Source organism: Pannonibacter sp. XCT-53 (assembly GCF_009915765.1).
In the GTDB taxonomy this organism is placed as follows: Bacteria; Pseudomonadota; Alphaproteobacteria; order Rhizobiales; family Stappiaceae; genus Pannonibacter; species Pannonibacter tanglangensis.
The window spans coordinates 500,577-514,882 of record NZ_JAABLQ010000001.1 but is presented as its reverse complement, the minus strand read 5'-3'; the positions used below and the strand labels follow the sequence as shown (position 1 = coordinate 514,882).

Annotated in this window: 14 protein-coding genes; 12 read left to right on the top strand and 2 right to left on the bottom strand. The window is 67.2% G+C overall.

What is annotated here, in order from left to right; translation table 11 throughout:
- The first annotated feature begins 38 nt into the window (after nucleotides 1-38).
- The 6 genes from GWI72_RS02410 to GWI72_RS02385 all read left to right on the top strand — a co-directional run bounded on the left by GWI72_RS02410 (nucleotide 39) and on the right by GWI72_RS02385 (nucleotide 7,680).
- Complete coding sequence (locus tag GWI72_RS02410) at nucleotides 39-1,112, top strand: ABC transporter permease (protein ID WP_161675419.1); 1,074 nt, start codon at nucleotides 39-41, stop codon at nucleotides 1,110-1,112.
- The gene (locus GWI72_RS02405) at nucleotides 1,109-1,903 is read left to right on the top strand and encodes an ATP-binding cassette domain-containing protein (RefSeq protein ID WP_161675418.1); all 795 of its coding nucleotides are present in this window, start codon (nucleotides 1,109-1,111) and stop codon (nucleotides 1,901-1,903) included. The genes GWI72_RS02410 and GWI72_RS02405 overlap by 4 nt, the downstream gene beginning before the upstream one ends.
- Before the next feature lie 254 nt (nucleotides 1,904-2,157).
- Entirely contained in the window at nucleotides 2,158-3,630 is a 1,473-nt protein-coding gene (gene zwf / locus GWI72_RS02400; RefSeq protein WP_161675417.1) for a glucose-6-phosphate dehydrogenase, read from the top strand.
- A gap of 181 nt (nucleotides 3,631-3,811) precedes the next feature.
- The gene (gene edd, locus GWI72_RS02395; RefSeq protein WP_161675416.1) at nucleotides 3,812-5,632 is read left to right on the top strand and encodes a phosphogluconate dehydratase; all 1,821 of its coding nucleotides are present in this window, start codon (nucleotides 3,812-3,814) and stop codon (nucleotides 5,630-5,632) included.
- 213 nt (nucleotides 5,633-5,845) lie between these two features.
- Nucleotides 5,846-6,484: a 2-dehydro-3-deoxy-phosphogluconate aldolase gene (locus GWI72_RS02390; RefSeq protein WP_161675415.1), complete on the top strand. Its 639-nt coding sequence runs from the start codon at nucleotides 5,846-5,848 to the stop codon at nucleotides 6,482-6,484.
- Nucleotides 6,485-6,738: 254 nt separating this feature from the next.
- Nucleotides 6,739-7,680, top strand: coding sequence for a calcium/sodium antiporter (locus tag GWI72_RS02385; RefSeq protein ID WP_179956007.1), 942 nt, complete (start codon nucleotides 6,739-6,741; stop codon nucleotides 7,678-7,680).
- Nucleotides 7,681-7,713: 33 nt separating this feature from the next.
- Here GWI72_RS02385 and GWI72_RS02380 read toward each other — a convergent pair whose 3' ends face one another.
- Nucleotides 7,714-8,112: a rhodanese-like domain-containing protein gene (locus GWI72_RS02380; RefSeq protein WP_161707775.1), complete on the bottom strand. Its 399-nt coding sequence runs from the start codon at nucleotides 8,110-8,112 to the stop codon at nucleotides 7,714-7,716.
- 142 nt (nucleotides 8,113-8,254) lie between these two features.
- Here GWI72_RS02380 and GWI72_RS20090 point away from each other — a divergent pair, with 142 nt between their 5' ends.
- From GWI72_RS20090 to GWI72_RS02360, 4 genes are all read left to right on the top strand, one after another.
- Nucleotides 8,255-8,848 (top strand): PhnA domain-containing protein, encoded by a 594-nt coding sequence (locus tag GWI72_RS20090; RefSeq protein ID WP_161707774.1) that lies wholly within the window; start codon nucleotides 8,255-8,257, stop codon nucleotides 8,846-8,848.
- Between the two features lie 128 nt (nucleotides 8,849-8,976).
- Complete coding sequence (gene pgi / locus GWI72_RS02370) at nucleotides 8,977-10,602, top strand: glucose-6-phosphate isomerase (protein WP_161707773.1); 1,626 nt, start codon at nucleotides 8,977-8,979, stop codon at nucleotides 10,600-10,602.
- Nucleotides 10,603-10,798: 196 nt separating this feature from the next.
- The gene (locus GWI72_RS02365; protein WP_161675405.1) at nucleotides 10,799-11,068 is read left to right on the top strand and encodes a glycine zipper domain-containing protein; all 270 of its coding nucleotides are present in this window, start codon (nucleotides 10,799-10,801) and stop codon (nucleotides 11,066-11,068) included.
- Between the two features lie 87 nt (nucleotides 11,069-11,155).
- Nucleotides 11,156-11,437 (top strand): glycine zipper domain-containing protein, encoded by a 282-nt coding sequence (locus GWI72_RS02360; protein WP_161707772.1) that lies wholly within the window; start codon nucleotides 11,156-11,158, stop codon nucleotides 11,435-11,437.
- Between the two features lie 154 nt (nucleotides 11,438-11,591).
- Here GWI72_RS02360 and ald read toward each other — a convergent pair whose 3' ends face one another.
- Nucleotides 11,592-12,710 (bottom strand): alanine dehydrogenase, encoded by a 1,119-nt coding sequence (gene ald, locus GWI72_RS02355; protein ID WP_161675401.1) that lies wholly within the window; start codon nucleotides 12,708-12,710, stop codon nucleotides 11,592-11,594.
- A gap of 148 nt (nucleotides 12,711-12,858) precedes the next feature.
- Here ald and GWI72_RS02350 point away from each other — a divergent pair, with 148 nt between their 5' ends.
- Together GWI72_RS02350 and GWI72_RS02345 are read left to right on the top strand one after the other, a co-directional pair.
- Nucleotides 12,859-13,362: an Lrp/AsnC family transcriptional regulator gene (locus GWI72_RS02350; protein WP_161707771.1), complete on the top strand. Its 504-nt coding sequence runs from the start codon at nucleotides 12,859-12,861 to the stop codon at nucleotides 13,360-13,362.
- A gap of 55 nt (nucleotides 13,363-13,417) precedes the next feature.
- The gene (locus GWI72_RS02345; protein ID WP_161707770.1) at nucleotides 13,418-14,302 is read left to right on the top strand and encodes an SMP-30/gluconolactonase/LRE family protein; all 885 of its coding nucleotides are present in this window, start codon (nucleotides 13,418-13,420) and stop codon (nucleotides 14,300-14,302) included.
- The last annotated feature ends 4 nt before the right edge of the window (nucleotides 14,303-14,306 follow it).

Sequence of the window (14,306 nt, the reverse complement as noted above, 5' to 3'; positions counted from 1 at the left end):
CCGCGGGGGGAGCGCCCCGACCAAATGGGGAGGAGAGGATGAGCGAACAAACAACCACGCGGCAGGATTTCGAGAAGGGGCTGGAGGGCAGCTCGACCAAAGTCGCCAGTTTCGACAGCCACAACCGGGGCCTTCTGTCCAGGATCCAGCATGCGCTGCACTCGGCCCCGGCGGGCGTGCCGCTGATCGTGCTGTCCGCCTCCATCATCATCTTCGGACTGATCCTCGGCGACAAGTTCTTCACGCCCTTCTCGCTGACGCTGATCCTGCAGCAGGTCGCGGTCATCGGCATCGTCGGCGTCGCCCAGACGCTGGTGGTTCTCACCGCCGGCATCGACCTGTCGGTCGGAGCCATCATGGTGCTGTCGTCGGTGGTGATGGGCCAGTTCACCTTCCGCTACGGCCTGCCGGCGGAGCTTGCGGTGCTGTGCGGCCTGGCCGTCGGTGCCTTCTGCGGCTTCATCAACGGCGTTCTGGTTGCGATCATGCGGCTCCCGCCCTTCATCGTCACGCTGGGGATGTGGCAGATCGTGCTGGCCTCGAATTTCCTCTATTCGGCCAACGAGACAATCCGCAGCCAGGACATCTCCACCCAGGCGCCGATCCTTCAGTTCTTCGGCGAGAAGATCAACATCGGCGGCGCGGTGTTCACCTACGGGGTGATCCTGATGATCCTGCTGGTGCTGCTGTTCCATTACCTGCTCAACCACACCGCCTGGGGTCGGCATGTCTACGCGATCGGCGATGACCCGGACGCCGCAGAACTGGCCGGCGTGCGCGTCTCGCGGATCCGGATCTCGGTCTACACGCTGGCGGGCCTGATCTGCGCGCTGGCCGGCTGGACGCTGATCGGCCGCATCGGCTCGGTGTCGCCCACCGCCGGACAGTTCGCCAACATCGAATCCATCACCGCTGTGGTGATCGGCGGCATCTCGCTCTTCGGCGGGCGCGGCTCGATCCTCGGCATGATCTTCGGCGCCCTGATCGTCGGCGTCTTCTCCCTCGGCCTGCGCCTGATCGGCACCGATCCGCAGTGGACCTATCTCCTCATCGGCGCGCTGATCATCGCCGCCGTCGCCATCGACCAGTGGATCAGAAAGGTTGCGTCATGAGCCAGTCTTCCGCTCACCTCGCCCCGGTCCTCACCGGCCGCGGTCTCGTCAAGCGCTATGGTCGCGTCGTCGCCCTCGACCATGCCGACTTCGATCTCTACCCGGGCGAGATCCTCGCCGTCATCGGCGACAACGGGGCCGGCAAGTCGACGCTGATCAAGGCGATCTCGGGCGCGGTCACGCCGGACGAGGGCGAGATCCGTCTGGAGGGCAAGCCGGTCCAGTTCAGCTCGCCGATGCAGGCAAGGGAGGCCGGCATCGAGACCGTGTACCAGAACCTTGCCCTGTCGCCGGCCCTGTCGATCGCCGACAACCTGTTCATGGGCCGCGAGATCCGCAAGCCCGGGTTCATGGGCAAGTACCTGCGGGCACTCGACCGCAAGGCGATGGAGCGGATCGCGCGGGAGAAGCTCAGCGAGCTGGGCCTGCTCACCATCCAGAACATCAACCAGGCGGTGGAGACCCTTTCGGGCGGCCAGCGGCAGGGCATCGCGGTTGCCCGGGCCGCCGCCTTCGGCTCCAAGGTGGTCATCATGGACGAACCGACGGCAGCGCTCGGCGTGAAGGAAAGCCGGCGCGTGCTCGACCTGATCCGCGACGTGCGCGCCAGGGGCTTGCCCATCGTGCTGATCAGCCACAACATGCCGCATGTGTTCGAGGTCGCGGACAGGATCCACATCCACCGCCTCGGCCGTCGGGCCTGCGTCATCCGGCCGGGCGACTTCTCGATGTCGGATGCGGTGGCCATCATGACGGGCGCGAAGGAGCCTCCGCGGGACCTCGCAGCCTAAGTGGGCAGCCTAAGTGGGCAGCCTGAGTGGGGAAACCTGAGCGGGGGACTGAAGGGGGAAAGCCGGGGCGGGACCAGAGGGGCCCCGCCCTTTCGACCCGGGTGGCGCAGCCCTCGGCCCGACTGGTCCGGGGGCTTCTGCCCTAAGGGAAGAAATCTCCCTTCGGCATTGCACAAAAGAACCTCTTCCCTTATTAAAACGATTGAAAATTGCCGGCGGCCGCTTCGGGCCGCAGTTTCCGGGAGATCTGGCTGATGGCCGTACGCGTGATCGAGGTGGATGATTTCGACCTGGTGGTATTCGGAGGCACCGGCGATCTTGCCCATCGCAAGCTCCTGCCTGCCCTCTATCACCGCGACCTCGACGGCCAGCTTCCTGCCGGTGCCCGCATCATCGTCACCTCGCGCCGCGAGTTCACCCACGACGAGTACCAGGCCTGGGCGGAAGGCGCGCTCGGCGAGCACGTCAAGGACCTCGAGCCGGCCGCGGTGAAGCGGTTCCTGGCGCGTCTCACCTACATCGCGATCGACGTGGCGGCCGAGGCCGGCTGGGCCGATCTCGGCAAGATCCTGAACGCGCGCCCCAATGTCATCCGTGCCTTTTATCTCGCCGTCGCGCCGGACTTCTTCGGCACCATCTGCGACGGCATCGGCCGCCACAACCTCGTCACCTCGAAGACGCGGGTCGTCATCGAGAAGCCGATCGGCAAGGACGGGAAGTCGGCGCAGGCGCTGAACGAGACCATCGGCAAGGTGTTCAAGGAACACCAGATCTTCCGCATCGACCATTATCTCGGCAAGGAGACGGTGCAGAACCTCATGGCGCTGCGCTTTGCCAACGCGCTGTTCGAGCCGCTGTGGAACGCGGCCCACATCGATCACGTGCAGATCACCGTTGCCGAGTCGCTCGGCGTCGGCGGCCGCGCGGGCTACTACGACACCGCCGGCGCGTTGCGCGACATGGTGCAGAACCACATCCTGCAGCTCCTCTGCCTCGTGGCCATGGAGCCGCCGGAATCCATGAACGCCGACAGCGTGCGCGACGAGAAGCTGAAGGTGCTCAAGGCCCTTGCCCCGATCACCCCGGAACTGGCCGAAAAGCACATCGTGCGCGGCCAGTACAAGGCAGGGGCTTCGGACGGCGGTGCGGTGCCGGGCTATCTCGACGAACTCGGCCGCGACGACAGCCTCACCGAGACCTTCGTCGCCATCAAGGCGCAGATCGCCAACTGGCGGTGGGCCGGCGTGCCGTTCTACCTGCGCACCGGCAAGCGGCTCGCCACCCGCGTGTCCGAGATCGTCGTGCAGTTCCGCCCGATCCCGCATTCGATCTTCGGGCCGGAAGCCGGCGTCATCTCGGCCAACCGCCTGATCATCCGCCTGCAGCCGGATGAGGGCGTCAAGATGCAGGTCATGATCAAGGATCCCGGCCCGGGCGGCATGCGCCTGCGTCAGGTTCCCCTGGACATGAGCTTTGCGGACGCCTTCAAGGTCCGCAACCCGGATGCCTATGAACGCCTGATCATGGATGTCATCCGCGGCAACCAGACCCTGTTCATGCGCCGCGACGAGGTCGATGCGGCCTGGGCCTGGGTCGATCCGATCCTCGAGATCTGGGCAGCGGCCAAGGATCAGCCGAAGGCCTATACCTCCGGCACCTGGGGTCCGTCCGCCTCGATCGCCCTGATCGAGCGGGACGGCCGCACCTGGGCCGAGGACGGGATCTGACAGGCACCTTCCGGCTGCTGCGGCGCGCGGCAGCCGGCCCCTGGATCCGGGCCCTGCGGGGCCCATTTCCCGGGTGAACATTAAATCGATTGAATCCAACGTCTTGTTTCGCGCAATCGCGCGGTCTGGATGCCGGTGCTGGGCTGGGGACCGGAACAGATGCAGCCTGAGGGAGAGGTCAATGACCATCAATGCCCGTGTCGGTGAAGTGACCGAACGCATCGCCCGCCGCAGTCGTGACAGCCGCTCGCGCTATCTGGAGCGGATCCGCCTCGCCGCCGACAAGGGGCCGGTGCGCTCGCGCCTGTCCTGCGGCAACCTGGCCCATGGCTTCGCTGCCTGCGGGGCCGGCGACAAGGCCGCGCTCGCCGGCGATGTCGTGCCCAATCTCGGCATCATCACGGCCTACAACGACATGCTGTCGGCGCATCAGCCTTACGAGACCTATCCGGAGCTGATCCGCCAGGCCGCCCGGGACGCGGGCGCCGTGGCCCAGGTGGCCGGTGGCGTGCCGGCCATGTGCGACGGCGTGACCCAGGGCCAGGACGGCATGGAACTGTCCCTGTTCTCCCGCGACGTGATCGCCATGGGGGCGGCCGTCGGCCTGTCGCACCAGATGTTCGACGCGGCCGTCTATCTCGGCATCTGCGACAAGATCGTCCCGGGGCTGGTGATGGCCGCCCTCTCCTTCGGCCACCTGCCGACGATCTTCATCCCGGCCGGCCCGATGACCACCGGCATTTCCAATGACGAGAAGGCCAAGGTCCGCCAGCTTTATGCGGAGGGCAAGGTCGGCCGCAAGGAACTGCTGGAATCGGAGAGCAAGTCCTACCACGGGCCGGGCACCTGCACCTTCTACGGCACGGCCAACTCCAACCAGATGCTGATGGAGATCATGGGCCTGCACATGCCGGGCGCCTCCTTCGTCAACCCGAACACGCCGCTGCGCGACGCGCTGACGCGCGAGGCCGTCCGGCGTGCCCTCGCCATCACCGCCTCGGGCAACGAATACACCCCCGTGGGCGAGGTGATCGACGAGCGGGCCATCGTCAACGGCGTCGTCGGCCTGCATGCCACCGGCGGCTCGACCAACCACACCATGCACCTGGTCGCCATGGCCTTTGCCGCCGGCATTAGGCTGACCTGGGACGACATCTCCGACCTGTCGGATGCGGTGCCGCTGCTGGCCCGCGTCTATCCGAACGGCAAGGCCGACGTGAACCATTTCCATGCGGCCGGCGGCATGGGCTTCCTGATCCGCGAGCTGCTGTCGGACGGCTACCTGCACAAGGATGTCCGCACGGTCAACGGCACCGGTCTCGACGGCTACACCGTGGAGGCCAAGCTCAACGCCGACGGCACGCTGCGCCGTGATCCGGCTCCTGCCAAGTCGGGCGACGACAAGGTGCTGGCCCCCGTCAGCACCCCCTTCCAGGCCAACGGCGGCCTCAAGGTGCTGAAGGGCAACATCGGCCGGGCCGTCATCAAGGTGTCTGCGGTCGCCCCCGAACGCCACGTGATCGAGGCGCCGGCTCGCGTGTTCCACTCGCAGGACGACCTGCAGGCCGCCTTCAAGGCTGGCGAGCTGACGTCGGACGTGGTGGCGGTGGTCCGCTTCCAGGGGCCGAAGGCCTGCGGCATGCCGGAACTGCACAAGCTGACGCCCGCGCTCGGCATCCTGCAGGACCGCGGCCTGAAGGTCGCGCTGGTGACGGATGGCCGCATGTCGGGCGCCTCCGGCAAGGTGCCGGCCGCGATCCACGTCACGCCGGAGGCCTGTGACGGCGGTTCGATTGCCCGTATCCAGGATGGTGACATCATCCGCATCGATGCGGTGACCGGTGCCCTGGAAGTGCTGGTGGACGCGGCCGAGTTCAACGCCCGTCCGCTCGCCTCCAAGGATCTGTCGGCCAACCAGTTCGGCGTCGGACGAGACCTGTTTGCCGGGTTCCGCGCCATGGTCGGCCCGGCGGACGAGGGAGCCCACGTCTTCGGAAGCTGAGGTGGATGGCCGCGATCCGGCGGCCGAGCCCGGGCAACCAGGCACGGGCAGCGGCACCGGATCAGGACAGGCACGAGACTGCCGGCCCGCAGGAGCGGGCCGGTCCCCTTGACCGGACCCGCGGCCACAGACCCCGTCGCGCGTCCCCGGTCCCGGACGATGGTCCGCAGACCCCAGTCCGCGCACGTGACGCAAGTGAAAGGAACCTTTGGAATGGCTCAGGATACCGCCCGCATCGAAGCCGTGATGCTTGCAGCCCCCGTCATCCCGGTGCTGATCGTGGACGATCCGAAAAGCGCCGTTCCGATGGCCCAGGCCCTGGTGCGCGGCGGCCTGCCGGCGATCGAGATCACCCTGCGCACGCCGCGCGCGCTGGAAGCCATCCGTGCCGTCGCCGACCATGTCGAAGGCGCGATCCCGGGCGCCGGCACCGTGCTCGACGCGGGTCAGTACGAAGCGGCGGTGAAGGCCGGTTCGCGTTTCATCGTCTCCCCCGGCGCGACGCCGAAGCTCCTGGACGCTGCCGCCGATCATGACGTGCCGCTCCTGCCCGGCGCTGCCACCGCCTCCGAGGTGATGGCCCTGATCGAGCGGGGCTACCTGCGCCTCAAGTTCTTCCCGGCCGAACAGGCCGGTGGGGCCGCCTATCTCAAGTCGCTGTCCTCGCCCCTGTCGCAGGTCAAGTTCTGCCCGACCGGCGGCATCAGCCTCGAGAAGGCGCCGACCTACCTGTCCCTGCCGAACGTGCTCTGCGTCGGCGGCTCGTGGATCGCCGATGCCAAGGCAATTGCCTCCGAGGACTGGTCGGGCATCGAGGCCCGCGCCCGCGAGGCAGCCAGCCTGGCGCGCTGAACCGGGTTTGCGGCGAAAAACATCTGCATTTTCGCCAGCGTGTCTTGAACAGACGGCAATTGGCTCCCAAGTTCGCACGGACCCGCTAAGCAGTTTCGCGTATCGGGTCCCGATGGCCGGGTCGCAACGACCGGACTGACGCTGAAAGACCGGCAGGCTCTGGGCATGCCGTCTTTTGCAGGTTTTCAAACGCAGCCACTTCGGACTGGGACGGATCTGCAAGCGGGCGCGCAAGGGGCACAACAACTATGCTGATGGAAATCCTGTTTTTGATAATTGGCCTCGCGCTGCTGTTTGCAGGCGGCGAGGCCCTCGTTCGCGGTGCGGTCGCCCTGGCGGCCAAGATCGGGATGTCTCCCCTGATCATCGGCCTGACCGTTGTCGGGTTCGGCACATCGACACCGGAACTGGTCGTGTCCATCAAGGCGGCCTTCGAGGGCTCGGCTGATATCGCCGTCGGCAACGTCGTCGGCTCGAACACCGCCAACATCCTCTTCATCCTGGGCCTTGCAGCCCTGATCAGCCCCATCCCGACGATGATCGCCGGGATCCGGCGCGACCTCTACGTCATGCTGGCTGTGGCCGTGCTGATGCTGGGTCTGGGCTACATGGGCATCATCGACCGTCTGGCCGGTGGCGTCATGGTGGCCCTGCTGGTGGCTTATGTTGCCTATGCGGCGGTCAACAGCAAGACGTCCCCCGAAGACCAAGACGAGACGCAGCAGCAGGCGAACATGCCGGTCTGGCAGCAGGCCGCCTACATCATCGGTGGCCTGGTCCTGCTGATCCTCGGCGCGGACTACCTGATCGGCTCGGCCACCACGATCGCCCGTGCCATCGGCGTTTCCGAGGCGGTGATCGGCCTGACCATTGTCGCGGTCGGCACCAGCCTGCCGGAGCTTGCGACCTCGGTGATCGCGGCCTTCCGCAAGCATTCCGAGATCGCGATCGGCAACGTCGTCGGCTCGAACATCTACAACATCCTGGGCATTCTCGGTGTCGCCTCGCTGCTCAAGCCGCTGTCGATCGCGCCGACGATGACCAGCTTCGACATCCCGGTCATGCTGGCCGTCACCTTGTTGCTGGTGGTGGCGATGCTTGCGTTCCGCAGCATCTCCCGCAGCATCGGCGCCGGCTTCGTGCTGATCTATGTCGCCTACTGCGTGTGGCTCTACACCCAGACCCCGGCGGCCTGAGCGGCCTGACCAGACACTGCGGACCGGCGCGCCTCACGCGGGCCGGTCCACCGGGCCTCCGGCCTTGACCCAGGCTCCGAAGCCGCCCTCCAGATGCACGACCGGCTTCAGGCCCATGTCGAGCGCCGTGACCCCGGCAAGCGCCGAGCGCCAGCCGCCGGCACAAAAGAAGACGAAGGTCCTGTCCGCGGCAAAGACCGGCTTGTGATAGGGACTGGCCGGGTCGATCCAGAACTCCAGCATGCCTCTCGGGCAATGGAAGGCGCCCGGGATACGTCCCTCGCGCTCCAGCTCGCGCGGATCACGCAGGTCGACAAAGACATGGTCGTCCCGCGTCAGAAGGTCCTTCGCCGCCTCGGCGCTGATCGCCGGAACCCGGGCATTGGCCTCCGCCAGCAGCGTTTCTATTCCCCGTGTGATCGTCTGCGGCATGCCGCGGCTCCTTCTGTGACCTCGCTGATCCTGTCTCCTGCCGCGTCGCTGCAAGCAGACGGCGGCCAGCAGCCGGCAATTGGGCCTATCTCGCGCCGCGCAAATGGCGTAAGGGACGGCAGACCCCAACCGGAGCCCAACCATGCCACTCTCGGCCGCCGAACGCGACCTCCTCATCACGCGCGCCGGTGGCTGCTGCGAACTGTGCGGCGCAACGGCGGAACTCGCCGCCTCCGCGGTCGCGCCCCGGCCGGGCGACAGCGCTGACGAGACCATCCTCGCCTGCCGGACCTGCCGCGAGGCCCTCGACGGCATTGCCGAGCCGGATCACCGCTGGCACTGCCTGAGCGAGAGCGCGTGGAGCCCGGTGCCGGCTGTGCAGGTCGTCGCCTGGCGCCAGCTGGAGCAGCTGGACACGGAGGCCTGGGCGCAGGATCTCCTCGAGCAGCTCTATCTCGACGAGCCGACGATGGCCTGGGTGCGGGCCACGGCCGACGCGGAGCCTGATGGCGCTGCGCCGGTGCTGCACCGGGACACGTTCGGCGCGGTGCTCAACGCCGGCGACACCGTCACGCTGATCAAGGATCTGAAAGTCAGGGGCGCGAACTTCACCGCCAAGCGCGGGACGGCCGTGCGCAACATCTCGCTGGTTCCGGACAACCCGGATCAGATCGAGGGCCGCGTCAACGACCAGCGCATCGTCATCCTGACGGAGTTCGTGCGCAAGCTGTCCTGATCGGGGCAATGCGGCCCTTGCGGCCGCAGAAGGCCGGATTCGACCTGCCCAACCGCTCCGGCCTGTGCTATCCCATCGTCGCGCCGCACAACGGCCGGATGTTGATTTAAATCGGTTCAGGAGCTCGCATGTTCACCGCTGACCACTGGCAGTCGCTGAAGTCCCACGCCGAGGCCCTCAAGGGCACCAGCCTGCGGCAGCTCTTTGCTGCCGACCCGGAGCGCTTCGGCCGGCTGAGCCGGGCGCACAACGATCTCCTGATCGATTTTTCCAAGTGCCGCCTCACGGCCGAGACCCTGGCGCTGCTGTGCAACCTGGCGCGGGCCGCCGGCGTCGAGGCGCGCCGCGATGCGATGTTTGCGGGCGAGAAGATCAACGCCACCGAAAAGCGCGCCGTGCTTCACACCGCCCTGCGCAACCTCTCCGACGATCCGGTGATCGTCGATGGCGATGACGTGATGCCCGATGTGCGCGAGGTGCTGGCAGCCCTCGGCGACTTCGCCGAGGGCCTCCGGGCCGGCGAGATCACCGGTGCGACCGGCAAGGCCTTCACCGACGTCGTCAACATCGGCATCGGCGGCTCGGACCTCGGGCCGGTCATGACGACGCTGGCGCTGGCGCCCTATCACGACGGCCCGCGGCTGCACTATGTCTCCAATGTCGACGGCGCCCATCTCGCCGACACGCTGAAGAGCCTCGACCCGGAAACGACGCTGTTCATCGTCGCGTCCAAGACCTTCACCACCATCGAGACCATGACCAATGCCCGCTCGGCGCGGCTCTGGGTGGCGAATGCCCTGGGAGAACGCGCGGTCGGTGATCATTTCGCGGCCGTCTCGACGGCCATCGACAAGGTGGCGGCCTTCGGCATCGAGCCCTCGCGCGTCTTCGGCTTCTGGGACTGGGTCGGCGGGCGCTACTCGGTCTGGTCCGCCATCGGCCTGCCGCTGATGATCGCCATCGGCCCCGACGCCTTTGCCGAATTCCTCGAGGGTGCGCATGACATGGACCGGCACTTCCGGACCGCGCCGCTGGAGGACAACCTGCCGGTGCTGATGGGACTGGTCGGTGTCTGGAACCGCAACGCGCTTGGCCATGCCGCCCGCGCGGTGCTGCCCTATGACCAGCGGCTGTCGCGGCTGCCGGCCTACCTGCAGCAGCTCGACATGGAATCAAACGGCAAGGGCGTGACCCTCGACGGCGCACCGGTGGCCGTCGAGACCGGCCCGCTGGTCTGGGGCGAGCCCGGCACGAACGGCCAGCATGCCTTCTACCAGCTGCTGCACCAGGGCACGACGGTCATTCCTTGCGAGTTCATCGTCGCCGCACAGGGGCACGAATCGGATCTCGCCCATCATCACGAGATGCTGGTGGCCAACTGCCTGGCGCAGTCCGAGGCCCTGATGCTGGGGCGCACGGAGGCAGAGGCGCGGGCACAGCTCGCGGCCACCGGCCTTGATCCGGAGGAGATCGAGCGACTGGTCCCGCACAAGGTCTTCCCCGGCGACCGGCCGTCCCTGACCATCGTGCATGACCAGCTGACGCCCTTTGCCCTTGGCCGGCTGATCGCGCTCTACGAGCACCGGGTCTTCGTCGAGGGTGTCATCTGGGGCATCAACTCCTTTGACCAGTGGGGCGTGGAACTGGGCAAGGAACTGGCCACGGCGCTGTTGCCGATGGTGCGCGGCGAGGCCGACGCCTCGGCCAAGGACAGCTCCACGCGCGGTCTTCTGGCGGCCCTGCGCAACGTCTGAGCGGCGCCACGGACCAGTCCGGACCGGGCAGGCCTCCAACCTGCCGGCAGCCTCGCGGGCCTGGAACAAATCCGGGCCCGCCTGCGTTCCGGGTCGTGATTTAAATCACCGCATTATCGCCAAGTTAGCCTATTATCGCCTAGGGCATTGGCTGCGGGAGTGTATTGCCCCGTCCGCACGCTTAGGGAGACCCGTGATGAAGAAGTATGTAGTCCTTGCCGTTGCTGGCCTCGCGCTGGCGGCATGCCAGTCCGACAGCCAGCGCGACCGCGCGCTCGTCGGCGGCGGCCTGGGCGCGGCAACCGGTGCGATCATCGGCGCGGCCGCAACCGGCGATGTCGGTGGTGCCGTGGTCGGCGGCGTGATCGGCGGCGCCGGCGGTGCCATCGTCGGCTCGGCCACCACGCCGAAGAACTGCGTCGCCTACGACCGCTACGGCCGTCCGTACCGCGTCGTCTGCCCGTAATCGGACCAGATCAACACCCGCGCCGGGTCCGGTTCTCGCCGCCCGGCCGGGTTCATCTGACCCGTCCGTGACGCTGGAGGCCGCCGAATGATCTCGCGCCGTCTCGCGCACATTCTTCTTGTCCTGATGTGCGGCAGCCTTGCCGCCTGTTCGAGCACAAGTCAGCGCGACCGGGTACTGGTCGGCGGCGGCCTTGGTGCGGCAACAGGTGCTGCGATCGGGGCTGCAGCCGGTTCGACGGCCGGTGCGGCTCTGGCGGGGGCGGCCATCGGTGCGGTCGGCGGCGGACTGATCGGGGCTGCGACGGCCCCGCGCGACTGCATCGCCCGCGACGCCAACCGGAACGCCTACAAGGTGCCCTGCCCCTGATACTGGCTCTGCCCCCCTATCCCCGTCCCTGTCCCTGCCCCTGTCCGTGCAGCTGACGGGAAGGGCCTCGCCGACGGGACGATCGTCCAGCAAAAAAGCCCCGGGCCAGTCACCCGGGGCTTTGCTGTTGTCAGGGACGAACCCGCGTGCGCCCTCAGGCGTTCAGGGCAGCTGCCGGCTCGACGTAGTCGTAGCCAAGCGCATCGGCCACGGCCTTGCAGGTCACCTTGCCCTTGTAGACATTGAGGCCCGGCAGGAAGTTCGGGTTGGCAAGCAGCGCCTTCTTCGCGCCATGGTCGGCGAGCGCCAGCGTGTAGGGCAGCGTCACGTTGTTCAGCGCGAAGGTCGAGGTGCGCGGCACGGCGCCCGGCATGTTGGCAACGCAGTAGTGCACGACGCCGTCGACGACATAGGTCGGCTCGGCATGCGTGGTGGCCCGTGCGGTCTCGAAGCAGCCGCCCTGGTCGATCGCCACGTCGACGATCACCGAGCCGTTCTTCATGCGCTTGATCATGTCGGCGGTGACAAGCTTCGGCGCGGCAGCGCCGGCGACCAGCACGGCGCCGACGACCACGTCGGCCTCGACCACATACTGCTCCAGCGAAGCCTTGGTCGAGTAGACCGTGCGCAGCGCCGAGCCGAAGGTGCGGGACAGGCCGGCGAGCACGTCGACATTGCGGTCAAGCACGGTGACTTCCGCACCGAGGCCCAGCGCCATGGTGATGGCATGGGCACCGACGACACCGCCGCCGATGACAACGACCTTGGCCGGTGCCACGCCCGGGACGCCGCCCACGAGAATGCCCGAACCGCCGTTCGCCTTCTGCAGCGCATTGGCAGCAGCGGTGATCGACAGGCGACCGGCGACCTGCGACATCGGCGCCAGCAGCGGCAGGCCACCGCGACCGTCGGTCACGGTCTCGTAGGCGATGCAGGTGGCACCCGACTTGACGAGGTCAGCCGTCTGCTCCGGATCCGGAGCCAGGTGCAGGTAGGTGAAGAGCGTGTGGTCCGGGCGCAGCATGGCGCGCTCGACGGCCTGGGGCTCCTTCACCTTGACGATCATCTCGGCGCTGTCGAAGACCTCGCGGGCGGTCTTCAGGATCTTGGCGCCAGCCGCGACATAGGCCGCGTCATCCGCGCCGATGCCGGCACCGGCCTGGGTTTCGACGAACACTTCATGGCCATGGGCCACGACTTCCATGACGCTGTCCGGCGTCAGACCCACGCGGTATTCGTGATTCTTGATTTCCTTGGGCACACCGATACGCATTGGTTCTTCCTCTCTGGGCAGGATTTATCCTCCGACGATAGCGGGATGCGTTTAGAATTGGATTGCGTTCTGTGCGCACAAACACGTAAAGTCGCAAGATCCTGCGAAAATCGAACGCTTTTTCCGCATAGTCTGCGAGGATGCCGCAATGAAGCTCGACCGTCTCGACAAGCGCATTCTCATGGTCCTGCAGCAGGACGGCCGCATCCCCAATGCGGATCTCGCGGAGCGGGTCGGCCTGTCGGCCTCCGCCTGCCTGCGCCGCGTGAAGGCGCTCGAGGAGGCGGGGATCATCAGCCGTTACGTGGCCCTGCTCGACCAGCGCAAGCTTGGCCGGCGCATGGATGTCTTTGTCGAGATCTCGCTGGTCGGACAGTCCAACGAGGTGCTCAACGCCTTTGAACAGGCGGTCGTGCAGTCTCCCGAGATCATGGAATGCTATCTGATGGCCGGCGATGCGGACTACCTGCTGCGCCTGACCGCTGAAGACCCGAACGACTTCGAGCGCATCCACCGCGAGACCCTCGCGCGCCTTCCGGGCGTCTCCCGGATGAAGTCGTCATTTGCCATCCGCCCGATCGTGCGCAAGACCGCCTTTGCGCTGGAAGGTGCAGGCCGTCCGGGCGAGGACGGCGGTCGACGTTCCGGCTGACGGAAGCTATAGTCCGCCCGCCTGAATCGATTGAATCCACGACGGAGCTGCGCCCTTGTCCCTAGCCTTCACCTGCCTGATCGACGGGCGCTATGACCTTGGCGAATGCCCGACCTGGGACGCAGACACCGGCACGCTCTATTTCGCCAACATCAAGGGCCGCACGATCCACGCCTACGACTGGGCCAGCAGGACGCTCCGCGCCAGCTGGACCTTCGCCCGCGACGTCGGCTCCTTCGGCCTGTGCCGGGATGGCCGGCTCATCGTCGCCGTGTGGGACGAGGTCGTGCTGTTCGACATGGCGACGGGCACCAGCGAGGTGATCGCACGGATCGAGGCCGACCTTCCCCACACCCGCCTCAATGACGGCAAGGTCGGGCCGGATGGCGCCTTCTGGGTCGGCACCATGGACCTGCGCTCGCCGCGCGAGCCGGTTGCCTCGCTTTACCGGGTGGCCCATGACGGATCGGTGCGTCACGTCACCGGAGATCTGCGCGTCTCCAACGGCCTTGCCTGGTCACCGGATGGCAAGACCCTCTATCACGCCGACAGCGGACCCGGCTGGATCGACAGCTGGGATTTTGATGCGGCAACGGGCGAGGCCAGCAACCGCCGCCGCTTTGCGCAGCTGACCAACGAGACAGGCCGCCCCGATGGCGGGACGGTCGATGCTGCGGGCAATTACTGGAGCGCCGGTGTCTCGGCCGGGATCCTCAACTGCTTTGCGCCGGACGGCAGCCTCACCGGTGCCCATCCAATGCCCGTTCCGCGCCCCACCATGCCGTGCTTCTGCGGTCCGGACCTCGAGGATCTCGTCGTCACCAGCCTGCGCCCGGACGATGCGGCCGCACTGGAGGCCTATCCCCGGTCCGGCAGCCTGTTCCACACGCGCCCCGGCGTCCGGGGCCTGCCGGCCGACCGGTTCGGCCCGCTCGACTGAGGTC